This is a genomic window from Alicyclobacillus acidiphilus NBRC 100859 (genome assembly GCF_001544355.1).
Taxonomy (GTDB): domain Bacteria; phylum Bacillota; class Bacilli; order Alicyclobacillales; family Alicyclobacillaceae; genus Alicyclobacillus; species Alicyclobacillus acidiphilus.
Genome location: NZ_BCQI01000013.1, coordinates 1 through 24864 on the forward strand (window position 1 = coordinate 1; position 24864 = coordinate 24864).

24 protein-coding genes, 1 tRNA gene and 2 pseudogenes are annotated in these 24864 nt (G+C 52.6%); 8 read left to right on the forward strand and 19 right to left on the reverse strand.

What is annotated here, in order from left to right; genetic code table 11:
• The 3 genes from AAC01S_RS06895 to AAC01S_RS06905 all read right to left on the reverse strand — a co-directional run.
• Positions 1–1008 (reverse strand): S8 family serine peptidase (locus AAC01S_RS06895; protein ID WP_067620872.1); only part of this gene is annotated, 1008 nt, incomplete at its 3' end.
• Positions 1009–1018: 10 nt separating this feature from the next.
• A complete protein-coding gene (locus AAC01S_RS06900) occupies positions 1019–1243 on the reverse strand; it encodes a response regulator transcription factor (protein WP_306307172.1) in 225 nt (74 codons plus the stop codon).
• A gap of 130 nt (positions 1244–1373) precedes the next feature.
• Positions 1374–1760 (reverse strand): hypothetical protein, encoded by a 387-nt coding sequence (locus tag AAC01S_RS06905; RefSeq protein ID WP_169794021.1) that lies wholly within the window; start codon positions 1758–1760, stop codon positions 1374–1376.
• A gap of 232 nt (positions 1761–1992) precedes the next feature.
• On the opposite strand from AAC01S_RS06905, the gene AAC01S_RS06915 reads away from it, so the two are divergent.
• On the forward strand, positions 1993–3006 hold the full coding sequence (locus tag AAC01S_RS06915) for an IS1595 family transposase (RefSeq protein ID WP_067620884.1): 1014 nt from the start codon (positions 1993–1995) through the stop codon (positions 3004–3006).
• On the opposite strand, the pseudogene AAC01S_RS18725 reads toward AAC01S_RS06915, so the two are convergent.
• From AAC01S_RS18725 to AAC01S_RS06975, 14 genes and pseudogenes are all read right to left on the reverse strand, one after another.
• Positions 3003–3368: pseudogene (locus tag AAC01S_RS18725) on the reverse strand (YunG family protein). The gene AAC01S_RS06915 and the pseudogene AAC01S_RS18725 sit on opposite strands and share 4 nt — an antisense overlap.
• Before the next feature lie 236 nt (positions 3369–3604).
• Positions 3605–5551: a threonine--tRNA ligase gene (gene thrS / locus AAC01S_RS06920; protein ID WP_067620887.1), complete on the reverse strand. Its 1947-nt coding sequence runs from the start codon at positions 5549–5551 to the stop codon at positions 3605–3607.
• A 387-nt stretch (positions 5552–5938) separates the two neighbouring features.
• Positions 5939–6826, reverse strand: a complete 888-nt coding sequence (gene ytxC / locus AAC01S_RS06925; protein ID WP_067620890.1) for a sporulation protein YtxC — start codon at positions 6824–6826, stop codon at positions 5939–5941.
• 91 nt (positions 6827–6917) lie between these two features.
• Entirely contained in the window at positions 6918–8447 is a 1530-nt protein-coding gene (locus AAC01S_RS06930; RefSeq protein WP_067621039.1) for an MDR family MFS transporter, read from the reverse strand.
• 161 nt (positions 8448–8608) lie between these two features.
• A pseudogene (locus AAC01S_RS06935) lies at positions 8609–9213 on the reverse strand (polysaccharide deacetylase family protein).
• Between the two features lie 565 nt (positions 9214–9778).
• The gene (locus AAC01S_RS06940; RefSeq protein ID WP_067620893.1) at positions 9779–10765 is read right to left on the reverse strand and encodes an aldose 1-epimerase; all 987 of its coding nucleotides are present in this window, start codon (positions 10763–10765) and stop codon (positions 9779–9781) included.
• A 55-nt stretch (positions 10766–10820) separates the two neighbouring features.
• On the reverse strand, positions 10821–12164 hold the full coding sequence (locus AAC01S_RS06945; protein ID WP_370670815.1) for a sugar porter family MFS transporter: 1344 nt from the start codon (positions 12162–12164) through the stop codon (positions 10821–10823).
• Between the two features lie 168 nt (positions 12165–12332).
• A complete protein-coding gene (locus AAC01S_RS19545; RefSeq protein ID WP_169794022.1) occupies positions 12333–12560 on the reverse strand; it encodes a hypothetical protein in 228 nt (75 codons plus the stop codon).
• An 87-nt stretch (positions 12561–12647) separates the two neighbouring features.
• Positions 12648–13964, reverse strand: coding sequence for a xylose isomerase (gene xylA, locus AAC01S_RS06950; RefSeq protein WP_067620897.1), 1317 nt, complete (start codon positions 13962–13964; stop codon positions 12648–12650).
• 231 nt (positions 13965–14195) lie between these two features.
• Positions 14196–15614, reverse strand: a complete 1419-nt coding sequence (locus AAC01S_RS06955; RefSeq protein ID WP_067621041.1) for an MFS transporter — start codon at positions 15612–15614, stop codon at positions 14196–14198.
• A gap of 51 nt (positions 15615–15665) precedes the next feature.
• Positions 15666–16451 carry a metallophosphoesterase gene (locus AAC01S_RS06960; protein WP_245630114.1) on the reverse strand — a complete coding sequence of 262 codons (786 nt, stop codon included), beginning with the start codon at positions 16449–16451 and terminating at the stop codon, positions 15666–15668.
• A gap of 55 nt (positions 16452–16506) precedes the next feature.
• A complete protein-coding gene (gene ytxC / locus AAC01S_RS06965) occupies positions 16507–17376 on the reverse strand; it encodes a sporulation protein YtxC (protein ID WP_067620899.1) in 870 nt (289 codons plus the stop codon).
• A gap of 99 nt (positions 17377–17475) precedes the next feature.
• Complete coding sequence (locus AAC01S_RS06970) at positions 17476–17910, reverse strand: acyl-CoA thioesterase (protein ID WP_067620901.1); 435 nt, start codon at positions 17908–17910, stop codon at positions 17476–17478.
• An 89-nt stretch (positions 17911–17999) separates the two neighbouring features.
• Positions 18000–18377 (reverse strand): hypothetical protein, encoded by a 378-nt coding sequence (locus AAC01S_RS06975; protein WP_067620903.1) that lies wholly within the window; start codon positions 18375–18377, stop codon positions 18000–18002.
• A gap of 232 nt (positions 18378–18609) precedes the next feature.
• Here AAC01S_RS06975 and AAC01S_RS06980 point away from each other — a divergent pair, with 232 nt between their 5' ends.
• Together AAC01S_RS06980 and AAC01S_RS06985 are read left to right on the forward strand one after the other, a co-directional pair.
• The gene (locus tag AAC01S_RS06980) at positions 18610–19671 is read left to right on the forward strand and encodes a transglutaminase domain-containing protein (protein ID WP_067620906.1); all 1062 of its coding nucleotides are present in this window, start codon (positions 18610–18612) and stop codon (positions 19669–19671) included.
• 88 nt (positions 19672–19759) lie between these two features.
• Positions 19760–20485, forward strand: coding sequence for a 3-ketoacyl-ACP reductase (locus AAC01S_RS06985; RefSeq protein ID WP_067620909.1), 726 nt, complete (start codon positions 19760–19762; stop codon positions 20483–20485).
• A gap of 112 nt (positions 20486–20597) precedes the next feature.
• On the opposite strand, the gene AAC01S_RS19225 is transcribed toward AAC01S_RS06985, so the two are convergent.
• Positions 20598–20912, reverse strand: a complete 315-nt coding sequence (locus AAC01S_RS19225) for a hypothetical protein (protein WP_157071087.1) — start codon at positions 20910–20912, stop codon at positions 20598–20600.
• A gap of 198 nt (positions 20913–21110) precedes the next feature.
• On the opposite strand from AAC01S_RS19225, the gene AAC01S_RS06995 reads away from it, so the two are divergent.
• The 5 genes from AAC01S_RS06995 (at position 21111) to AAC01S_RS07010 (ending at position 23821) form a co-directional block, all read left to right on the forward strand.
• Positions 21111–21875: a YoaK family protein gene (locus AAC01S_RS06995; RefSeq protein ID WP_083511604.1), complete on the forward strand. Its 765-nt coding sequence runs from the start codon at positions 21111–21113 to the stop codon at positions 21873–21875.
• Between the two features lie 392 nt (positions 21876–22267).
• Positions 22268–22355, forward strand: a tRNA-Leu gene (locus AAC01S_RS07000).
• Positions 22356–22669: 314 nt separating this feature from the next.
• Complete coding sequence (locus AAC01S_RS18730; protein WP_281178117.1) at positions 22670–22873, forward strand: type II toxin-antitoxin system HicA family toxin; 204 nt, start codon at positions 22670–22672, stop codon at positions 22871–22873.
• A gap of 23 nt (positions 22874–22896) precedes the next feature.
• Positions 22897–23319 carry a type II toxin-antitoxin system HicB family antitoxin gene (locus AAC01S_RS07005; RefSeq protein ID WP_067620915.1) on the forward strand — a complete coding sequence of 141 codons (423 nt, stop codon included), beginning with the start codon at positions 22897–22899 and terminating at the stop codon, positions 23317–23319.
• Positions 23291–23821: a hypothetical protein gene (locus AAC01S_RS07010; RefSeq protein ID WP_157071088.1), complete on the forward strand. Its 531-nt coding sequence runs from the start codon at positions 23291–23293 to the stop codon at positions 23819–23821. The genes AAC01S_RS07005 and AAC01S_RS07010 overlap by 29 nt, the downstream gene beginning before the upstream one ends.
• A 544-nt stretch (positions 23822–24365) precedes the next feature.
• On the opposite strand, the gene AAC01S_RS07020 is transcribed toward AAC01S_RS07010, so the two are convergent.
• Positions 24366–24560, reverse strand: a complete 195-nt coding sequence (locus AAC01S_RS07020) for a cold-shock protein (RefSeq protein WP_067620920.1) — start codon at positions 24558–24560, stop codon at positions 24366–24368.
• Between the last annotated feature and the right edge of the window lie 304 nt (positions 24561–24864).

The window sequence follows — 24864 nt, forward strand, 5'->3', positions numbered from 1 at the left end:
TGTAAAGATATCGTATCCTCTAATTTTGACCCTTGCAGAGCATTCCTGTAATATTCCGCAGATCTCGATTTTATTAAGCTTACGTTGGTTAACTTTAAGCGACCGGCACTGAATTAACCCAACTATTGCGGCTACTTTACCCACCGCGAGGCTCGTACCTGCCATGAATTCATAACCCGAATCAATGCCTGCCATGCGTGCAAATCCTTGTGGAAGTGCGGGCGGGTAAGTGGTTAAACATAGATGTCTTACGTTTATCTTCCCCTCGCTCGCGTACAGAGGTCCGAAATCTCCTCCAAAACACGCGTAATACGGAACTCCTGTCCTTCGAGGAAGTGCAAGCACGTTATTGTTTTTATCTATAGGAACAACAGGTATCACCCCAGGAACATCCCCAGGGAAATGGATAAGGTTATAATATTCTGGCTGTTTACTCCGGAATGTTTCTATCTGTCCGGCAGATCCAACCACTATGATACCTTTATTATTGGCCTTAGATATCAAATCCCTAAACTCAACGAATAACCCTTGACTTTCCTTTGAATAGTTCTTATAGCTACCAAGACTCAGGTTTATAATATCAACATTGTCCTCGATAGCTGTCTGTAACGCCAATAAAACGGTATTCAAATCCGTACTTTGACCGTCAAACACTCGATAGGGTATTACTCCAATACCTGGGGCAAGGCCCAACATTCTTCCTCGAGCACAAATCACCCCAGCCACCATTGTTCCATGCCCAATTTTATCGTAAGTACTATTATCCTGGGGTAGAAATGATCTGCCTTCGGACAAGATATTCGGTCGTAAATCCGGGTGACTATGGTCAATACCACTATCAATTAAACCGATACATACATCATGCGTGCCAGATTCTATCTTCCAAGCTAGACCACTATTAGTGAGAATTTGAATATCCCAACACCACTTCTGATATAAATCGGCATATTGAAGTTCCGAATCAAATAATTCTGAATTATAACTTAACCCATCCATGTTATAACCCAATTAGTTAACCTCAATCCATGTTCAGGTTTTCGTGTGCCCATATCCCGATCTCTACACGAGACGAGCAATTGCACTTTAATTTTATGTGAGCAACTATTTCTCCAACACGTCTCCGACTTATGTTTAATTCCTTGGCAATCTCAACATCCTTCTTGCCTTGTGCAACCAATTTTGCGACGTCTATCTCGCGTGGACTTAATTGTTCTGTATGATTCATATTAGGCACCCCATGCATGACACGTGGCCTAATAAGGGTTCTAATTGATTGGCCCGTGCCTTAAAGTACTTACCCATTTAACAGCATGAACTAATATATCCTGCCCTTACAGAAAATAAAGCTTTTATATGTCCAATATACTTCCAATTCAGAATACGATCAAGTCCTTGAAACCAAAAATCGGTAGAACAGAGCCGACTTGTTTCCAAATTAGCCCAAGTCTCAATATCGGGCTCTTTTGATAGGCTCCTTCATCGAAGATTCCTTCCGCGAGTTTGGACATTTTCCTCAACTTCTTCTGAAGCAATTCACGCTGTTCAACGGAGAGTCCCTGATCGCCAAGCACAAGAATGGCACTGACGACCAGACCTCGCTCCGTGTCATCCTGCACCTTTGGAATCAGTTCACGCATACTGTCAAAGACATCATCCAGGTTTCCCACGCGCATGTTTGGGCAGGAAGAGGCGCATGCGGTCGCCGGGTTCTCACCGACCAGCACACGGGTGTGCCTCGACTTCGCCCAACGCCAAGTCACCGTCAAGGTGTCTTAGAGAGACGTTCTCAACTCGATAATGTGCGGTACCGATGTTGAGTGTATCCGGCGCGTTTGTGACAATCGCGTGATAGAGCACGACCGTGCGCATCTGCACGCGATGCTCGTTGTCCAATCGCACGTCGTATTTGAAAAAGGCTCTTTTCGTATAGATTGTTGCTCTTTGGACAATAATGTATAATGTCCGACAAATCTCGTCCGAGGAGCGTTTTCAATGAGTTGGAAAGACCTGTACGAAGACTTCGACGAATTGAGTCAAGGTGAAAAACTCGCCTTGTTTGAAGCCATTAAGAATACACTTTTCCCGGAACCACGGTTGAAGTTAGACAAGGTTGCCGAAGAAGTCCGTGACAGTCGGTTTAGTTCGGGTTTGGCGTGTGTCCATTGCGGGAGTACACTGGTCAAACGCAATGGAAAATATCGTTCTCGCCAAAGATACCTTTGCAGAGATTGCGGAAAGTCATTCAACGATACGACGGCAAGCCCCATTTCGGGTACACGTTACCCTGATAAGTGGCTCAAATTTGTCGAGTGTATGCTGAACGGTCTTACCTTGTCCAAAACTGCCAAGTTGTTGGGGATTCATGTATCTACGGCGTTTTACTGGCGACACAAAGTGTTGTATGCCCTTCGCTCCCTCGGTCAAGACACCCTGAACGGGATTGTAGAATCTGACGAAACTTTTTTCTTGGAGTCTTATAAAGGTCGGAAACACATTACCTTTCGGAAACCAAGAAAGCGTGGCGGTGTAGCCCAAAAACGTGGCATTAGCAAAGAGCAAGTGTGTGTTGTGGTCGCCATCGACCGAGATGGAGATATTGTTGCACAGAACGCTGGTCGTGGTCGCATTACGGCAACGGAAATCGACGTTGTACTCGGTACACACCTTGCTCCAGGTTCCTTGCTCTGCACAGACTCTGCTCGGAATTATATTGCGTTTGCGAAGATGAAGGGACTGCATCACGAGATTATCAATGTACGTAAGGGAGTGTATGTTCGTAAAGGTATATACCACGTCCAGCACGTCAATTCATATCACAAACGCTTGAAAAAGTGGATGGAACGGTTCCAAGGTGTTGCCACCAAGTATCTGGACAACTACCTCTTCTGGTTCCGCTACTTGGAACGATACAAAAATCTCTCGCCGTTTGAAGCAAAGCGGGCTATTCTGCGAGATATGTCAAAGCGAGCCAATGATGTAACCGTTGAATATCTACGGGTAGTCTAAAAAACCAAATTCAGGTTATACAGTACCGAACTCTTGAGGTAGTTGTACTGTTCAGCATTCGTATCGCTGAATGCTTCTTCTCAATTTGATGGCAAGTCTTCGTAAATGATAGGTACTATAAACTGAGACTCAGTGAAGTCATAGCGTCGTCCCGATATTCGATTGTAAAAGTGAATTCCTCCAGGCGATTGCGTTTTTAAGATGTCACCGCCGAGTAAGTCGTTCACAACTAATGCGGTAACTCCGCATTGTCCAAGTGCAGGGTTTTCGGGAGTCCATTTTGAACTTGATTTGAGAGACCATACTTTATGCAGAACACGTTGTAAGTCCTGTGGGTTGAGCATTAAGTTAGAATGTTCCATAATCATTCCTCCCAAAAATGTTGATACACATATATTAACAGTAGTCAAATAGGAAAATCAGTAGGTTCATTAGCAACAATCTATACGAAAAGAGCTTTGAAAAAAATCAAACGTGGGCTCGCGCTTCAATATGTGGGATTGCCGGAGGTCCGGCAATCCCGCGGTTGCTTCACTGGCTTGGTCGACGTGGCTGATTCCGAATCCTGGCCACGTAGCGGGAAAGATGCGTAGACCTGTCACGGCTGCACGAGCAACGCCTTCGAATCGACATCGTCTTGTAACCGCGCCCGGAACTGCTCAATGGTCATACTTCCTTGATCTCCCGCCTGGTACTTGCGGACGGAGACCGTGCCCTCATCCAATTCGCGTTGTCCGACGACCAAGGTGTACGGAATCTTCTGCACCTGCGCCTCGCGGATTTTATAGCCAATTTTCTCCGGGCGGGTGTCCGCGTCGACGCGAAGTCCCGCTTCACGAAGTTTGTCGGCAACCTCCTGCGCATAAGGGGCAAAGTCACTTGAAACAGACGCCACGACCGCCTGTACAGGAGCCAACCAGGCTGGGAAAGCGCCTTTGTACTGTTCAATCAAGAATGCCGTGAATCGCTCCATCGTCCCCACAACGCCGCGGTGAATCACGACGGGCCGATGCGTCTTGCCATCTTCTCCAACGTATTCCAAATTGAATCGATTGGGCAGATGGAAGTCCAGCTGGACCGTCGACAAGGTCTCGTCCTTGCCAAGCGCCGTCCTCACCTGCACGTCGAGTTTCGGGCCGTAGAACGCGGCCTCGCCCGGCGCTTCGACGTAATCCAGGCCAAGGTTGTCCATCGCCTGTTTGAGCATGCCCTGCGCGAGTTCCCACATCTCGTCGTTTTGAACGTACTTTTCCTTGTTCGCCGGATCGCGATAACTCAACCGATGATAATAATCCGTGATGCCAAAATCCCGATACACGCGCTCAATCAGGCGCACGACGCGTTCGAACTCGGACTGGATCTGATCCGGCCGACAGAAGATGTGCGCGTCGTTCAACGTCATCGCTCGCACGCGCTGCAGGCCCGCCAAGGCGCCTGACATCTCATAACGATGCATCATGCCGAGTTCGGCGATGCGAATCGGCAGTTCGCGGTACGAGCGAAGCGCATTTTTATACACCATCATGTGGTGCGGACAGTTCATCGGACGCAGCACCAGCTCCTCGTTGTCCAACTGCATCGGCGGATACATGTCCTCGTGGTAATGCTCCCAGTGTCCCGAGATCTTGTACAGTTCGACGCTGGCGAGGTGTGGTGTGTAGACGTGATCGTACCCGAGCGACTCCTCCAAATCGACGATATACCGTTCGATGGTCCGACGAATCTTCGCGCCGTTCGGCAGCCAGAGCGGAAGACCCTGACCGACTTCTGGCGAGAGCATGAAGATATCGAGCTCCTTGCCGAGTCTGCGGTGATCCCGCTCACGAGCCTCCTGCTGCAACCGGTTGTACTCATCCAAATCCGACTTCTTCGCAAACGCGACCGCGTACAAGCGCGTCAACATCTCCCGGCTCGAATCCCCTCGCCAGTACGCGCCAGCCAGGTTACCCAACTGGAACACCTTGATGCGCCCCGTCGACGGGAGATGCGGACCGCGGCAGAGATCGACAAACTCCGCTTGACGGTAAATCGTCAGCGTTGTGTCGGCCGGCAGGTCTTGAATGATCTCGACTTTGAACCGATCCCCGCGGGCCTCGAACATCGCCAAAGCCTCTTCGCGCGAAATCACCTGCCGTTCAAGCGGGTAGTCCGCGTCGATGATCTTTTGCATCTCCGCCGCAATCAGCGGCAAATCGTCCGGCGTGAAATCGTGATCGGCAAAATCGTAGTAAAATCCATGTTCGATCACGGGCCCAATCGCAAACTTGGTGCCTGGAAAGATTCGCGCCACAGCCTGTGCCATCACATGCGCGCAGGTGTGCCGCATGACGTCGACACCATCGGGATCCTTGAGCGTCAACAGTTCAACCGTCACGCCGTTCACGAGTTCCCGCGACAAATCGACAACCTGTCCATCGGCCTTCGCGGCAACCGCTTCCTTGGCCAATCGCGGACTGATGGACGCCGCGACGTCGGCATACGTGGAACCTTCCGGGAACGTTCGGACGGAACCATCCTTCAGTAAAATCGATATCTCGTTTGACACATGTATTCCTCCTCATCTGGCGGACGGCCCGGGCATCATGTCCGAAACCGGCGAAACGAACCCGTTCGCACGCCCAAAAATGGAAAAACGCCCTCATCCCCTATGGGACGACGACGCTTGTCTCGTGTTTCCACCCAATTTCCCCGCCCCCGGATCACAACCCCCCCGGTCTGCAGGCTCGGTACCGTAACGTGGTAAACGGTTCCCGTTTTGGCCTTTGGCCTCCCCGTGAACTGCTTGGAAAGTGGTGTCTCAAAGGAGCGGCGAAGGACACTTGCAGCCACGGTGCCCTCTCTCTTGGCGTCGCTGATTCTTTAAGCTCGTCTTTCCGCATCGCAATCATGTCAAATTCTCTACGTGCACACTACGACAATGCTCGGTCGTGTGTCAAGTCCAGTCGATCGAAGGAAAATCAAAATCCTCCTCCAAGGAACCCATTGGCGGTTGCGATCCACGCAACCTCTCACACGCGTCGCATCGCTCACACATCCGCGCTCGTTCGGCAAAAACCCGGCGAACCGTCTCGACGAACGACGGCCACGAAGCGTCCGGATGCAGATCGTGCAGAACAATTCGACACGGCGATCGCGTGATCAAAATACTCATCGCCAGATCTTCGCTGTCGATCTCGTCCGTCTCCGATTCGATCGCCGCTTGCACAATCTGCTCATCACGAACCAGTTGCCCATGTTCGTCGGTGAGCCACACGCGATCACGGCCGCAAAACACGTGGACTTCCTGCATGATGGACGGTTGTTCATCCAGCATGAACCTCAGCATGGCGACGGATTCTTCGTACTCCCTGTCCAATTCAAAGCGACGAAGCCGATCCGCGAACCGGTCAAACAGCACCGACACGGGTTCACGCAGGCGAAATCGCGTAAATCCGTCGATCGAAAGCGTCGTTCCAGCGCGAACCAACGACGCGATCTCTTCCCGCACAGCTTCTTCCCATTGCTCAAGCGTCTTGTCCCCCAATGGCGTTTGCTCTGTACGAATCTCGTGCAGGTAGACCAGGGACAGATATTCCAATTCGTCGCGACTCACGTGCTCGTGGCTCTTTCGAGCGCGGCGAATCAAGTTGTCGTACAACCATTCGCGGAACAGCACCGAAGTGATGCCTGCAGCCACCTGATTCACGGCCTCCTTCGGCACCTGCAGGACCAGCCGATCACCAGTGAGATCGACCAACGCGTCGACCTTCCCCATGACTACGCCCAGCCGCTCGGCAAACGTGTCGAAAGCGTGCCGAGATCGCAATTCAAAAGCGTACAAGCGCACCTCTCCTGACAGCCGTTTTTTCCAAGTATCTCCTGGACACGTGTCAGTATGAGGTCTTCGCACCCGCTCTATACGTCGCGAGGCGTCACGAGTTGAATTCCATTCCTTTGAATCTCGCCTTGCCCAACCACAGCGCCGTTGCGATCGCGAGCACGGCCGGAATCAAATCCCACAGCACCGTTCTTGTGACCGAAAGTGAAAGCGCAGGGACGAGATGGTGCAAAATCGTGGCTGGAATGTGCGATCTCGTCATCGGCGAGAGCATCTCGTGCGGATCGAACGCGTCGAACGAGCTAGTCTTCGCGGCAGTGCCGGCAAAGGCAGTTTTGAGATCGCCGTGAAACAGATTTTTCTGGATGACACCGAAGATGACGATTCCAATCGTCATGCCAAGCTCGCGAATGAACGAGGTCGTCGAGCTCACGGACCCGCGCGATCGAATATCAAACTCGCCCATCGCCGCCATGCTGACGACGGAAAATGTCGGTCCAATGCCAACGCCGACAACGCCCATGTACACCATGACTTGCCACGTTGCACTCGACGGACCCAAGGTCGTCAGGAGGTACAGCCCTCCGACGAATACGGCGCATGCCCCCAGCAGAATGTTGCGATACGATGTCCGACTCGCCAAGGCGCCGCCGACCGGCGACGTCAAGGCCGATCCCAGCATCATTGGAAGCAAATCGATACCGGCCCGAATCGCGGTTCCTCCGAGCACGCCCTGGATGTAGATGGGGATATACACCACCGCGACGATATAGGCGCTCCCCGTCAACAACCCGAGAAAATTGCTTCCTGCAAAGACGCGGTTGCGAAACATGCTGAATGACACTATCGGCTCAGCAGCACGCCTTTCGGCCAGCACAAACAGAACGAACAGCACGCACGCCACGACGAAGCCAGCGATGATGGGAAGGGAGTCCCATGCATATTGGTTGCCGCCAAATTCGAGAGAGAACATCAGACACACGATGGCCGGTACCAGGGTCGATATGCCGAACCAGTCGATTTGCTGCTTGCTGTGCATCTTGGACTCATGGTAGAAGAATGCTACGAGAATATACGTCACGATGCCAATCGGGACATTGATGTAGAAGACCCAACGCCAACTGAAGTGGACCGTGATGTACGAACCGAGCAGCGGCCCAAAAATGCTTGCGATACCAAACACGGCCCCAAACATGCCGGAAAATTTGCCTGCTTGTTCGCGCGGTACCACATCGAAGATGATCGTGAAGGCAATAGGCATCAACGCGCCGCCGCCAATTCCTTGAATCGCCCGGTATAGCGCCAATTGGTCCATGTTTTGCGCCGTTCCGCAGAGTACCGACCCCAACAAGAAACAAAGCAAGCCAAATACGAAAAATCGCTTGCGGCCGTACATATCCGACAGTTTTCCAAAAATCGGCATACCTGCCATCTCCGTCAACATGTACGCCGCCGTGATCCAGACAATCTTGTCGAGACCGCCCAGTTTCGCAACAATCGTTCCCGTTGCGGTCGACACGACGGTGTTGTCGACAGCGCCGATAAAAATCCCCAAAAGAAGTCCCGTGACGACAAAAGCGATGCGTGTCTTCCGAACCGGTTGCTGAGAAATGATAGATGCCATATCGAACCTCGTCTCCATCGTCGTTTGTCGGCTATGCGCAACCACGCATCGTGCGCGATCCCGCGTCTGAAACGCACGCCCTGCGATCATCGACCGAACCACCCAAGAAGCATTCTACTAAGTCCTGGGTATGGTGTCATCAGACCGGAGGCGTAGTTTTGCTACGATTGGTAGGCGGGCAGGCCAGACAGCTTGTCATATGTAACAAACGTACAATTCATCGCCAGGGCCGTTTCAATGATATACGGAAGAGCATCGACGGTCCCTGCGACATGCCCCGCGCAGTGATGGAGAACCACAGCGTTTGAACGCAAATGAGGAATGACGTTCGCGGCGACGCGAGGGCCGGGAATCCCAGACCAATCGACCGAATCGACATCCCACAATACCGGAACCATCCCTTGGGATTCGACAACCTGCCTCACCCGTTCGTCGATATCACCGTATGGCGGTCGAAAGAAAGCCGGCAACTTGCCGATCACGTGTTCAATCGCGGACGACGTCCGCTCGAGTTCCCGTTGCACCTCGTCCGACGTCAATTTGGTCAAGTACGGATGCGTCCATGTGTGATTACCCACCACGTGCCCCGACGAAGCCATACGTTCCACCCGGTGCGGATAGATCCCCACCTGTTGGCCGATACAAAAAAAGTGGACGGCACGCCGTAGTGATGGAGAATGTCCAAGACCTGATCCGTGTACCTGTCATCCGGGCCATCATCGAATGTCAACGCAAGAATCGGAACTGCCTCCACGTCTTTCACCATGATTCTTCCCCTTTCATGATACAGCTCTGGATACGCCGGGCCGGGAGCCGGGCGCAGGAGGCGGGCGAACTGTGCGCCACCACGCGATCACGAAGGTCTCGTGAGCCAATAAGCGGCCGGGAGACGCTTAAGTGTGTCGAATCATCCGACCTGTGACGAATAAGCTGCCAGGAGACGCTTAAATCACTGAAACCGTTCGATCCCGGGGGGCATGAAGGCAAATAGACGTCTCAGCGACGCTTATTTGCCGTAGATCCGGCCATTTTCACGAAATAAGCGTCTGAGGGCCGCCTATTTGCCCGATCGCCCTCGCCAGCCCTCGCGATCGCGCCGCCTCTCCAGCGCCACCGTAACATTGGAATGAAATTCTTCTTTCATCTCTTCAAAACCTTTTTGTCTTTACTCTGATGAATGGTGGGGGTGTATAACGGTGTGAAAAGTGGAAATCGAGCGGGCTCTATCGTGGGATCCGATAATCTCAGCAAAACGAACGGGGGCCGGGGCCAGTGCGACGCAGCCGAAGCAGTCCCCACACGACCCCGCTGTCGACCCCGCCCCTGCACGCCTACGCGTTCTCTACGTAAAACCGGCATTCCTCTTCCCATGTCTCCGAGGGTGCCAAGAGTACAAATCCAGACACGTCATCCGGCAGACCTGTGTTGGGTGCGTTGACCATATTGGTCTGTGGTTCGGGACAGAAGAATTCACCGCCGGCGCCGTCATTCCAAATCATCCAATGGCGGTAGCGCAGTCCCACATCATACACCAGCTTGACGCCAAGCCGTCGATCCGTAAGAACCATACGATTATGGCCCTCCACGGGACGCGCGGTGTAGTGATTGTCCATCGGCTCGAAGAACGGACTGATTCCGCCATGCGCGATCCGTTGTTCTCCCTCGTTCAAAGGCTGGAAGCGCCCCGTCGGAAGTTTTCTGTCACTCAGTTCCCAACGTTCGCCAATCGTCGCAGTGAACACGTAATCGTCCTTGTCGCTGCCCTCCGCGAATGGTACATTGAGCGCCGTGTGGAAGCCGAGCATGCAAGGCATCGGCCGATCGCTGTGGTTCACGATGCGAACCTGTTGACGAAGTCCATCCTCGGACAACGCGTACAGGACCGAGATCGAAAAAGCGTGCGGCCAATGCGCGTACATCGGATGCGATTGGTCAATATCTTGCCGGATCTCGACAAAGGTTTCCCGACCATCTTCTCCTTGACCCACAACCGGCCATTCCGCTCTATAGAGGAAACCGTGAATGTGGTTATGCGTGGACTCCTCATTGACAGGAAGCTCGTAGCTTTGGCCAGCTGCCGTGAAACGGCCATCCTCGTAACGGTTTGGCGGAAACAAGATGGGAATCCCAAACCGAATGGGTGAGCGTTCAAATCGCTCCATGTCCTCCAACGGTTCCCGAATGAATCGATAGTTCTTGGCGGTGTCGCGAAATGAAACGAGATTGCCGCCCTTTTCGGGCAGCAAAATCGCTTGATAATCGCCACGGGTCATGGTGAGAGCAGGCACTCCGCCATAAGTGGTTTCTACAACTGGCATCGAAACATCACACCCCTTCGGGTCTATATGCAACGCGTTCGTTGAACAGTCCGATTTAGGTTTCAGAAACTCTGCTTCGGAGGTCAAACTCGATTTGCTCCAAGCTCCTGCCCTTCGTCTCGGTCACCTTGCCAATGACGAAGATGAGCGCCAGTATTCCCATCGCGCCGTAAATGATGAACACTGTGCTAATACCGAGCGCATCCAGCATCGCGGGAAATGTCAACGAGACAACGAGGTTCGCCGCCCAATTGGCAACCGCGCCGATGCCCATACCAACGCCGCGAATTCCCAGTGGGAAAATCTCTGACAACATGACCCAAACGACGGGACCCCAACTGATAGAGAAGAAGAAGATATAGACAGCGAGACAGATCAGCGTCAGCCAACCCGTAGCAGCGGACTTGCCAAGGGCCGCGTTCGCAATGCCCAACACAAACAACGACAAGGACATCCCAATACTGCCGGCGACCAGGAGTGGTTTGCGACCGACGCGATCGATCAATCGAACCGCGATCAACGTCATGATCACCTGCACACTTCCGATACCGACCGTTCCAAGGATCGCGGCCGCAGAGCCAAGGCCAACTTCGGTAAACGTCGTCGGCGCATAGTAGATGACCGTGTTACAACCGATAATTTGCTGGAACACAGCCAGACCAATGGCCAACCAGATGGCCGGACGCACCCATTTTGCTTTGACCTCTTGCCAACCGCCTTGTTCGAGTTCGTTCGTCCGCTTGATGTCACTCAGTTCCTCTTCGACGCCCTCGCCTTTGCGCAAGTGGTTGAGTACTTGGCGCGCCTCTTGTTCATTGCCATGCTTCAACAACCAACGCGGACTTTCCGGAAGAAAGAGCATACCGATAAAAAGGATGGCGCCTGGAACAAAGGCCAGTCCCAGCATCCACCGCCACGCCTGAGACGGTGTGAAGACATAGTTGATGATGTACGCCAGCAGAATACCGATGGTAATCATGAGCTGGTTCAAGCTGGACAATGCGCCACGAATGCGAGTCGGGGCCATTTCGGCGAGATACATCGGCACCATGGTCGAAGCAGTACCGACTGCAACGCCCAAGACAATACGGAAAAAGACCAACACACCGGTGCTCGGCGACAAAGCCGAACCGATGGCGCCGATACAGAAAATGAGAGCTGCGGCGAGCACGACTTTCTTTCTGCCGAGTCTGTCCGTCAGCGGCCCGCTGATTGCGGAACCGATAATGGCGCCAATGAGGATAGCGCTTACCACAATCCCCTGGCCAAAAGCCTGCAAGTGAAGCGTTTTCCGAATAAACAGAATCGCACCTGAAATGACGCCTGTGTCGTAACCAAACAACAAGCCGCCAAGAGCGCCAAAGAAGTAAATCACCGAGTTGCTGATTCTAAGGTTCAAAGGGTGTTCCTCCTCACTCGAAGCACACATCAGCGTTCGCCCAAGTCATTAGGTTTTTTCCCAAACACTTGAATAGACGTTTGCAAATAAAACGCCGCAAACCCTGCGAACGCTGGTTGTGAACTTATATCTAGCAGAATCTCCGAATTTATATTTATCTGTATGTTTCTACCACGTGCCGCTGACGTCGACTCGAATGCGAGCGGCGCACGCGGACGGTATATCCGGGTATGTCCCTGTGCCAACGGCTGCACGTGTAGAGTGTTCCCTGCGATGTCTGCCCGTCATTCCAAAAAAGACTGCCCGTTCCAACGAATTTACAATGAGGCGTCCGATCGCCGACGTGATTTCGCCAGTGACTTCAATCGATTCGTACACCGTAGACAGCCAATTCATCGGGATCGGCGCCAATCAGCACGGCTTTCACACCGGACGTGCCGACGTCAATCCGGAAAAAGCCTGCTGCCTCTGATGTCATCGAAATCATTCCACTTCAAGCAAGTATTGATTCAACTTCGCCAACAACACTTCCTGACGGCCAGACTTCGCCATCGAAACCGGCTTGTCGATCACGTACTCTTCCAAAGAGGCGAGGGTCGCCTTACCATCGACGATGTCTTTGCCGATACCGGTCGTGTAACTTTGGTAGCGCTCCGCGATCGCGTCTTCGAACACGCGGTCTTCCAACAGCTTGGCAGCGACCTTCAGCCCGCGAGCGAAGCTGTCCATACCAACGATATGGGAGTAGAAGAGATCTTCCGGCGTCATCGAAGCGCGACGAACCTTGGCGTCAAAGTTCAGGCCGCCCGAGTGAAGCCCGCCGTTCAACAGAATCTCGTACATCGCCAAGGTCGTGTCGTAAAGATTCGTCGGGAACTCGTCCGTATCCCAGCCAAGCAGCGGATCGCCTTGGTTTGCGTCGACAGAACCCAGCATGCCGTGGATCCTGCTGACACGAAGTTCATGCTGGAAGGTATGTCCTGCAAGCGTCGCATGGTTCGCTTCGATGTTGAGCTTGAACCGATCCGCCAAACCATAGGTTTGCAAGAACGAGATAGTCGTCGCCGCGTCGAAATCGTATTGGTGCTTGGTCGGTTCTTTTGGCTTAGGCTCAATCAAGAATTGGCCTTTAAAGCCGATCTCGTCGGCATAGTCGCAAGCCATATGAAGCAGACGCGCTTGGTTGTCCAGTTCCAGCTTCATGTCGGTGTTCAACAACGTCTCGTAACCTTCGCGGCCGCCCCAGAACACGTAGCTTTCGGATCCGACCTCAAGCGCGATTTCAAGGCTCTTTTTCACCTGCGCGGCAGAGAAAGCGAATACATCCGCATCCGGCGAAGTAGCGGCACCATGCGCGAAACGAGGATTCGAAAACATGTTTTGCGTGTTCCACAGCACTTTTACACCCGAAGTTTTCATGTAGTCCTTGATCATCGACACAATCACGTCGAGATTGCGGTTGGTTTCCCGAAGTGTGTCGGCCTCCGGAGCGATGTCGCGATCGTGGAAGCAGAAATACTGAACGCCCAATTTGTCAAAGAATTCGAAAGCGGCTTCAACGCGCTTCTTCGCAAGATCGAGACCCGTGTATCCGTCCCACGGACGAATCATGTTTGCGAGACCGAACGGATCGCTGCCAGGCAACGTGAACGTATGCCAATAGCTCACCGCAAAGCGAAGCTGCTCAGCCATCGTTTTACCCAGGACGATTTCCTCGGGATTGTAGTACTTGAATGCGAGCGCATTCGTAGACTTGTTTCCTTCGTAGCGAATTTTACTCACTTCTGGAAAATACGCCATGTCCATCACCTTTCGGCCTATTGGTTTGTTCAACAAACTTAACTTATGGTAACAAACATAGGGACACAATTCAACGTGATCTTTCCGCTTTCGTTGGCTGAATTGGTGGATATCGTCGAAATTGAACCATAATGGACCATAAAAACCGGAAGGCCTGTTTGATAGCCTTCCGGAAAACACCGTTCAATTTGTATGGAACGTAAACAAATGCAAAGATAGCTCCATGGACACTCATCCGCGATCTTTGACCCGACTCAACGACAGCTTGTCGTTCGGAACGACGGACGTCGCCAACTCGAGTTGCTTGTTCGATGTCTCTCGGCCAAAGAACAGGAAAGGCAAACTGAAAGCGATAAGGACGATGGCAATGGCAAAGAAAATCGTTTCGTTGCTCCATACCTTCAGAAGCGTCGGAATGAAGTATGTGGTGACCACGCCACTGAGTCCCCGGGCGATCATTTCATTGATATAGACGCCGCGTCCACGCAAATCTGTTGGATATTGTTCCGCGACGCACAGTTTCGATACGGGGAAAATACCCAATCCAAAAAACGCGGTCAAAAAGCCTGCAAGAAACACGCTCCAGGTGGCCGACGTGAAAGCGAACAACAGACAGCCGACAGTCGCCAATGCCACATACCAAGACAAAATGTTTTTGCGGCCATAGTGATCGGACAAATGCCCCTGGACAATCGAACCCACGCCGGCCAACAACATCATCAGCCCGGTGTAGAGGATCGAGTTCGACGTCGCGAAGCCCCGCGCAATCAAGAGCGTCGGTCCAAACACCTGCAATACATAGAACAACAGGAGCGCCGCAGTGAGATGAAGCACCACCATGATCGTGCGCCCCAGCAGCGGCTGGCGCAGCAGCGCGAGCACCGTATCGAGCAACGCGTGCGGCGTCGCTTCGAGCGATGCCTGAATGGCGTCGTCGTGCAGCGACTCATCGTGCGGCAGGGAGGCTTGATTTTCCAGTCGTTCAACCATGTGGCGAACGCGATCGATCTTCCCTTTCTCCAACAGGTAGCGCGGCGATTCCGGCAGGAAGAAGTAGATTGGAATCAACATCAGCAGCGGAATGCCGCCGAGCAAAAACGGAACGCGCCATGCGAAATCGGGTGAATATGCGTGCAGAGCCCACAGCGAGACGACGCTGGGTACGATGTACGCCGCGGTCAGGATCCCGTTGGCATAGCCGACACTGATGGCGCGCCGCGACCGCCCTGTGAATTCGGACAAAATCAGGTACGGCATGGGCAGTACCGCACCTTCGCCGACACCCGCCAACAGACGGATGGCAAACAAGGACCAAACATTGGCGACAAGTGCCCCAATGATGGTGAGCACTGAAAACCACAAAATCCCAAGCAGCACAACCCTTCGTCTGCCATACCGGTCCGCGATGACGCCCGACGGGATCATCCCAATCACGACACCCAAGGTAGACGCAATGGCCAGCAGTCCGGTTTGAGACGCAGACAACTTCCATGATTTTTCCAGTGTGGACAGAACCGGTCCAACAATACCGATATCGAACGCCTCGGCGAGCCAAACCAAAGATAGAAGCGCAATGAGAGCAACGATGCCTCGCGTGATCGGGATTCGGTCCAAACGCGTAAGTAGGTTGACTTCGGACGTATTCGTCATCATGCTTGTCCTCCTTGACAATGAACGACACACCGTACAGCCGCACATGCATCAGAGTTCATGTACGGTGATTTCACTTCGCACCAAGAATCGAAAATTCACACCGCTCTGTCCGATTCCTTTCGATATGTAAAATGTCCCCTTGTCCGAATGATGCAGTCCCTGGTATACGCCAGACGCGGCGAGAGGACCCATCGGCTGAAGATAAAAGATGCCCGGCAGCGCGAATTGCTTGCCGTGAAAGTGCCCTGCAATGAGGTAGTCGTACCGGGTCCTGATGGCCAGCGTGATCGTCGGATCATGCGTAATGATTAATGTTGGTTTACCCGTTTCAACGTGTTTGAATGCCTCATCTTCATCGTGGTGACGCGTGCAATAGTCGTCGATCCCGACGATTTGCAAGCGTTCCAGCGAGACGCTCTCGTTTCGCAGCACACGAACGCCAAAGGATTCGAGCAATTCCACAAGGGCGTGAGGGTTCTTCAGCCGATAGTCATGGTTGCCCAGGACCGCAAAGGTTGGCACATGAAACTCTTGGATCATACGGAGAAATGGAACGAGACGCAACATCGCGGCTTCAGTGTCGAGGAAGTCTCCCGTCAAACAGATAATGTCCGGCTGTTCCGAGCGGATCGCGTTGGCCAACGTCGATTTGCGTATTCGGTTTCGTTCAATATGAATGTCGCTGATTTGAACGATCTTGCAGCGCGCACCGAGTGGAACACGCATACGCTCCACTTTTAACCACTGCGTTGGCAACACACTCGACAGATAAAAACCAATGACCGCCAGCGCCAGCCCACAAGCCACAACGCCCAAGATGGAGAAACTGGTCACAACAACACCTCATGTTCCCTGGGAAATGACCGGTCATTTCGCCAATGGTTTTTTCTTATCTCCGTCCCCCCCATCTTACACCGTTACAGTCCTTGACGAGCTTCCATGGACAACGATCCGGACAGCGATCACAGATATGCGCCCGCCCCTCGAACAGACGCAGCACGGTTTCCGAAAAACTCGGCCACTGCGCGTCCGGGTTCAAATCATGGATGACGATGTTGCGCGGCGATCTCGTGATCAACGTCGTCATCGCGCTGTCTTCCTCGTCGACATCCGCTGAATCGTCGTCAGCTTCACTGACCAGATCAATCCAAGGATTGTCGATGACGGCGCCGTTTCGATCCGCCAAATACACGTGATCTGGCGTGCAAAACACGTGCAATTCCTCATCATAGAGCGGCTGCTTCTCCAAAATGGAACGCAGCCCCGCAACAGCGCGCTCAAACTCCAATTCTCTCGCCTGGCGGCGAAGTTGAGCCTCCACCACTTCGCGCAATACAGATGTCAGCGGACGAAGTCGAAAATGCCCAAAACCGTCCACTGACAAGCGATGATTGACGGCAATGATGCCATACAGCGATCGCCTGCTGCGCTCCAGCCAGTTCGCGTAGCGATAACCCTCGGCGATGTCCGCCCCTCGCCGCCACTCGTTGACAACCTTGCACACGCACGCCCTCACGTCGGCATTGGTCAGCCTCGTCGGGGCATCGGTTTGCTCCGCGATGAGTTTTTCGGGAAGCCACGAGACAAGCAAAAATTCAGCCAGACGCTCCGCGAGGCATGCCAATTCGTCATTTGGGCAACGCACGAAGACAATCTGCTTCTCCTCATACACTTGCACGTTCGTTACGTATGGGCATGCCTTGCATTGGGTCACTAAGGCTGGGAACGCGAAACTCGACGTCAAAACCAGACTCGCCACGTTCACCAGTCCTCTCGCGAAGATTTGTGTTACAGACTGGTGTAGCTTACACGTTGCCACGCATGACCTGTATAGGCGTGTGCGGGAACCCGCGCAAAATTACGCTCGTGCCAAGGTCGGCAGCGATGCGATGCGCGTCCACAACTCCGGCGATGCTTTTTGCAGGTTCACGGGCTGTATCACACCATGCTTCACGAACGCATGTCTGGTCGATCCGCGCGCACTCAGACTGCCGTCTGACTTCAATACATCGTACTCGAAGTGAAGCCTTGTCCGACTGCACTCGACGAGCTTCGCGACAATCTCGATATGCTCTTCCGCGCGGAGAGGCAAGATGTATTTGCAAGCGACATCCGTGACGACAATGGTGATGCCGGTATCGTGAAATTCTCTCATGTACTGAATGCCGTGCTCCGCGAGGAAGTGCATTCGAGCAACGGAAAACCAGTCTATAAAAGACGGATGGTAGACAATACCTGCGGGATCGCATTCGCCCCACCGCACTTCAAGACGTGTCGAAACAGTTTCGGCCATCGTTTTTCCTCCATGGACAATGTCACCCCGGCGTGGCGGGACATGTTCCATTGTACCAAAACTCCGATGTGCCAAAACGCTGACGGCGTTCATTCTCCATGTGGACGCGCGTAGCCGTCCGAGGCGGCTTCCGGCTGCACAGGTTGCGCCTGCACTGTCGGTTGCACCTCCTTCGTGTCATTGGACACACCGCCATCATGAAATGGCTGTTGTTCCTCCGACGAGGTCGTCGAAGCCGCCGAACCACTTGGCTGGGTCTTGTCGTGGGATATGAAAACCGTAACCAATGTCACGGCTGCCGCGACGACATTGGTGGCAGCGTTGATCTCCGGGTTCGTGATGACATGCCACCCGATGGCGTCGGTGGCTACCTTCGCAGCCCCAAGCAACCCTGGAACGAGGGTCGTCAATCGCTTATTCTGCAACAACGCGAAGAGGCAAGCCCAAGCCTTCGACAGTCTCTTCATCACAATCCCTCCAAACACGCTCTTCTGAAGTACATGAATATGAAATGCGGCGTCGCGCTGTAGACAGGGACAACCTTCTCGAGTGGACAAACAGGGTGCGGATCCGGGGCAATCGGTGGCCTTGACGGATCGATGGTCGGACTTGGCCATTGAGACAGAAGGCTCGCCCATCTAGAATAGACATGCAGGGACGAGCACGCGTTTGTACATGTCTCTAAGGAGGTCCGTCGTGATGAATGCAGTCAGCCGAACTGTGGCAGCGGGGATCGCGTCATTCGCCGCGATTACAGGTTTCACCGCGTCGGGATTCGCCACGCAAGTCACCGCAGCGACAACCAGCGCGCCGCAGGCCGTGGTCGAGCAAGACGTCGCTGCACAAAAAAATTCCTTTTCCATCCAGTCACCGTTAGCGACGGCCGAAACGCTCGTCAATCAGGCACTTTCTCAGAATCCATATGTCCATCAATTGCTCTCCGGGGTGTCGTACCGTTCTGTGGGATCGACAACAACCGTGACCATGCAGTGGCTGCAAACGGCAGCGCAAACACACCAATTGGATCAATCCATCAAACTGGTTGAATCGACCCTGTTGACACCTGGGATGAGTGCGTACGCGAAGGAATTGGCCATTCACGATTGGATTGTTCAACGCGTCACCTACGACACGTCCTTGACGCGTTATACACCTTACGACGCCTTTCAAGGATCGGCTGTCTGCCAAGGCATCGCGGCCCTCGCCTATCGCATGTTCTCGTTCGCGGGCATTCCAGTCCGCTTTGTACAAGGAACAGCGGATGGACAATCCCACCTGTGGAACGAAGTCGAGGTTGGGGGACACTGGTACCAACTGGACATCACCTGGGACGATCCCGTCGGCGGATCGTCGACAAAGCCAAGCTACAACTACTACAATTTGACGAACGCTCAAATGGCGGTCGATCACACGTGGAATGCCAAAGGTTTGCCCGACGCGACGACCGACTTCGCGACGGTGATCCACAATTTGGCCCCATCGACGAAGGATCCGAGCATCCTGAAGCTTTCAAACAATGTCGAAGTCATGAGTGAGTACGAGCCAAAGGTACAATTGAACAACCTGCTCGCCGCTATGCAAAGTCACATCTCGCTCCAACAGCACCACTTTGTGCTGCAGGTCCATGCGACCCAGGCCGAAGTGCAAAGTACATTGACGCAAAGCGCTTTGGGCACACTCAGAGATTACTCCAGCCTCTCGTACAGTTGTCAGACGAGCCGTTTACCTGGTTATCAATTGTTACAGGTCGATGTCACCTGACACTTTTGGTAATTTGCGATCATCGCCGTATACTGGACGTGTGACAGGTTTGTCATAGACCCAGAGAGAGAGATTGGAGGCATGTGACATGACATCCAGGTTGGCAGGTCAAAGAGCCATCATTACAGGTGCAGGCAAAGGGATTGGCCGGGTGGTCGCGGAGTCGTTCGCAAAAGTCGGCATCCATGTCGGATTGATTTCTCGAACGGAATCCGATGTGACCAGTTTGGCGGCACAACTGCAGCAGTCATACGGCGTTCGCGCTTTCGCTGCGGCGGCTGACGTGAGTGTGCGCAGCGAGATCGAACAAGCGGTAGCGGGCCTCATCAGCCAATTGGGCGGCGTCGATATCCTGATTAATAACGCCGGTACAGCCTCGTTCGGAACCGTTCTCGAGATGCCTGTCGAGCAATGGGAACGAATGATTCAAGTCAATTTGTTGGGAACGTACTACACAACCCGTGCCGCACTGCCGACCATGATTGAACAAAACAGCGGCAATATCATCAATGTCAGCTCTACGGCCGGCGAACGCGGTTCAGCAACCACATCCGCATACTCTGCATCGAAGTTCGGCGTCATGGGTTTCACGGAGTCTTTGATGCAAGAAGTTCGCAAGCATAACATACGCGTCACTGCGCTGGCGCCCAGCACCGTGAATACCGATCTTGCCAAGCGAGTTGGACTCAAACTCGGTGATGAAGATCACCAGATGCAGCCGCAAGATGTCGCAGATTGGATTCTTTCCATTCTCGAACTGCCCCATCGGGTTGTCGTCAAGCAGGCGAGTCTGATCATGACCAATCCGCAATAAGTCGACCGATACGTGAAAACCACGAGATCGATCTCCAACATCGATCTCGACACCGAAAAGGGCCGAAGCGCCGTCATTGCGACGCTTCGGCCCTTTGTGCGTGTACCTCACCTCAGGACGACGTGTTGTTTTCACTCTCGCTGCTGTTGCCAAGCCCCGTCGCGTTCTCCATATCCGTGCTGTTATCTGAAGAAGAACTATTTTCTGAGGAACTGCTTTCTGAGGAACTATTGTCCGATGAGCTGTTCTCAATCGAACTGTTAGCCGTCGATTCGTTGTCAGTACTCGAGTTGTCGCCACCGCTCGTGTTCGTGCTGTTCTCGCTCCCGCCGCCCGTAAAGTTCTGCATCTCTGTTCCGGCGTCGCCGCAACCCACCAGCACAGACGACACCAATGCGACCATGGCAATGAATCGCTTCGTGTTCATTTTCCACACACCCCTCGAGAATACGGATGGTGGATAATTTACCCTCCATATCCAAACATCATGCAATCGGGTGATCGCAAAAGGTCATCCGTCCTCGATTGTTGTTTCTCGCATTGTCCCTTATCATTTGAAGAGCACGCATGCCTCATCGTCATACTTGTTGGTCTATTGAACTGTTTGGAAAGGTCGTCGATCCCGTTGCTGTCCTCATCCACCCGCAACATCTTGTTGATTGTGCTCACCATGACTTCGGGTTGCGTCGATGCTATCAGTTTCCTTGCGCTCGGCCAGGTGTTTACAGCCGCCATGACAGGCAACACCGTGCTGCTCGGCCTATCGCTCATCCACGAATCGGCGTTTTCCCCGCTTGGATACGTTTCAGCCATTCTTGGTTTTATGGCTGGAGCGGCAGCCGCAGCCAGGTTGATATGGCACCGACAAAAAGAAGTCGGCTGGACGCCCGCAGTCACCAAACTGCTCACCTTGGAACTTGCAGCCCTCGCGGTTTTTGCGGCGCTCATTTCGATCACGCCCCGCTCGTCCCATCTTGTGCTCATCGCGCTGCTTGCGTTTGCGATGGGCGTGCAAGGTGTGGCGGCGCGACGCATCGGTGTGAACGGCATCACGACCACGGTGATCACCAGTACGCTCACAGGCCTCATGGAATCCCTCGTCTGGAGTATCAAGACGGCACCCAAGCGCACGAGTGAGCCGCCTTCCCATGGCGGACCGTCGCCCACTGCCTCACCATCTGGCGGCGATGCTCAAAAACGGCCCTGGGGTCCCATGTTGATGTGGTTTTCCGCGATTGTGTTCTATGGCGTAGGAGCAGCCGCCTCCGGCGAATGCGAACGTCACTTCGCTTTGCATGCTGTCTGGCTGCCCATCTGCATGGTCGCAGCCCTCATCCTGTTCGCATTCGAACGACACAAGAGCGAATCCCGGTCGCCGCAGCGCACGTGATCGACCTCACCAGGCCATCACAGAAGTAGGGCATCAAAAAGGCGGCCACTGCATGTATGCAGTGGCCAAATTCTATCGTTAGGGGGGTCAAGAAGAGATGCAATCGGCAATTGGCAATTGGCAATCGACACTCTTCACTGCCTGACATCATCATAGCGTCGACAAATTGAATTTCCATTGAATTACACGGAATTCTGATGAACGAATGGCGAATTGGTGTGAAAATGATTCTTCACGAACCACAAGCAACATGGTATAGTCGTTTGCGGCGGCCATTTTGCCAGATCGGCTCAGCCTGTCCACAACAGGTTGTTGCATGGGTTCTCGGATATTGACGATGTTGATTTGATGAATGGCTACAAGCGTAGTATAGTGTATGAACGATCTTGCATGCCGGGGTGGCGGAATCGGCAGACGCAGCAGACTTAAAATCTGCCGGGCCAAAAGCCCGTACGGGTTCAAGTCCCGTCCTCGGCACCAGATGTATCAAGGGATTTCGAGAGTTTTCTCGGAGTCCTTTTTTCTGTTTTCAGGGCATTGTCTACCGGATTTCTACCCTTCGTGTTCCGAAATATGATTACACCTACAAAGTCCGTTCCCGATTAAACGCGCGCAAATTGAGCAATACAGGAGATCGACCCAAATGCGACATTCGAGGATTTTTGGGGTTGATATCCAGAAGTGCAGGTCAAGAGACGACACAGCTGACGTATATAATGCTGATTTCGATCTCATAACAACACATACAAAAGTATTTACACATACAATTGTATGTGTTATATTTGTTTCAGGAGGTGGGCACCGTCAAGAGTTACTCATCAAGAGAACTTATCAGCATGCTGGAAGCGAACGGCTGGGTACTCAAAGCGGTTGAGAGAAGTCATCACCAGTACATACATCCTAAAACGCGCAACAAAGTGACGGTACCTCATCCGAAAAAAGACATCCCAGTTGGGACAGCGAGAAATATCCTAAAGCGAGCAGGGCTACTGGAGTAGCTCTGCCGAAAGGTGGACTATATATGCACGATTTGCCATCGAAGTACGTTTATCCCGCTATTTTTGATTACGCAGAGGATGGTATCTCCGTGGCGTTTCCGGACCTACCCGGTTGCTTTACGTGCGGATCAAACGACATGGAAGCCCTGGACATGGCAAAAGAAGCGTTGGGTCTGCATCTCTGGAGTATGGAGGAGGATGGGGAGGAGATTCCGGAGCCAAGCGCGCCACTGGCCGTGCCTCATGAGGGGAATCAAATTGTGTGTCTTGTGGAGGTTTGGATGCCACCCATCCGTAGCCGGCTGACGTCGCGATCAACAAAGACGACTGTAACACTGCCGCAGTGGCTCAAAGACAAGGCCGATGAACACCAGGTGAATTATTCTCAACTGCTTCAGAATGCGATAAAAACACACCTTGGATTGGATGATACTCCACGGGGATAATAGGAAAATACCGCGCTTCACACTGACTGACATCGGTGCCGCGCGGTATTCCATTCATCCCGAATTTCATACTCGATTATTCCCTGACTCAATTTTAAGAAATGAAACTTTTGATGTCCTTGTAATTTACCGAACCAACGACCGCCAAGGACCAGCGTGGTATCGCTCGGTCGCTACTTCGATCTGTGTAGTTGATGAAGTGAAAGTAAAGCACGACTTTCGAAATGCCGATGATTTTGTGGCCTATTGCCGAAATTACAGTGTGTTTTCCGAGTCTGAACTCCGTGATTGGTATAATGATTCAAGCAAGAGAAGCGTCTTTGCCATCAAAATGACGTATAACATCGCTCTGGCGAGACGTCTTACTCGAAAAAAGCTTATCGAGGATATCGGGCTGGATCAACACGTCTATTGGGGGTTCATGCCCATAAGCAAGGACCAATTTAAGCGCATTGCTGAGGCAGGTGGAATTGATGAAAGTTTTATTATCTATCAGGCCTAATTTTTGCGGCGAGAAGAACTATGAATATCGAAGAGCGATTTTCAAGCAAGACGTCGACACTATAGTCGTTTATTCGACGAGCCCAGAAGGAAAGATCGTCGGGGAGTTTGAGGTTGAGGAGATCATCCACGATACCGTTGAAAATCTATGGAACGTAACCCGTGATTCATCAGGGACTAGTAAAGCGTTCTTCTTGCAATACTTCCACGACAAGAAGAAAGGCTATGCCATTAAGATAGGGAGGCGGCTTTTATACGAATCACCTATAGATCCAAAGACATCGAATTCTCAGTTTCGGGCGCCACAATCCTTTTGTTACGTGGAATAGAAGAGGCAGTATACACCGCCTCTTCTTGTCTGTCCAAGTACCTCTGAGTTATTTGCCCAGAGGCACGGACGACTGGCGCCTCGTCAGCCAAGCACACATTCACTGTTTAGTAACTGCTTGTTGATTGTTCATTTTCGGTCTACGTTTCCTCACGATTTTCTCACCAAAAAAGGCCACGAGCGATTTGCCCGTGACCTTGTCCCTATGAGGGGTTACTTATGCAACGTTTGCCGCTTGCAGACCTCTCGGTCCTTCCACGATATCAAACGTAACTCGTTGGCCCTCTTCGAGCGTCTTGAAGCCGTTGCCTTGGATTGCGCTGAAATGTACGAATACATCTTCTCCGCCTTCAACTTCGATAAAACCAAAACCCTTTTCCGCATTAAACCACTTAACGATTCCTTGATTCATAAGAATACCTCCGCGTGCTCCCGTGAGCACTTTGATTTGTTCAACTGTTAACTTAAAAAGCCGCCCTGTCCTGCACCCATATGAGGCGCAGAAAGAACGGCTCAGTATGTTATACATTGCAGAACGCTTTTTGAACATACACTCATGATATCATCAAAAATCGAATTGTCAACAATAAAGCACAAAATTGAAACATTATAATATCGATCAAGCTAGCTGTCAGCATGAACCGCGCACTTGACTAGCATCGCCGCAATGTGGGGGAACTCGCCTTTTCCGTGAACCTTTTCCTTGTTCCTCGTTG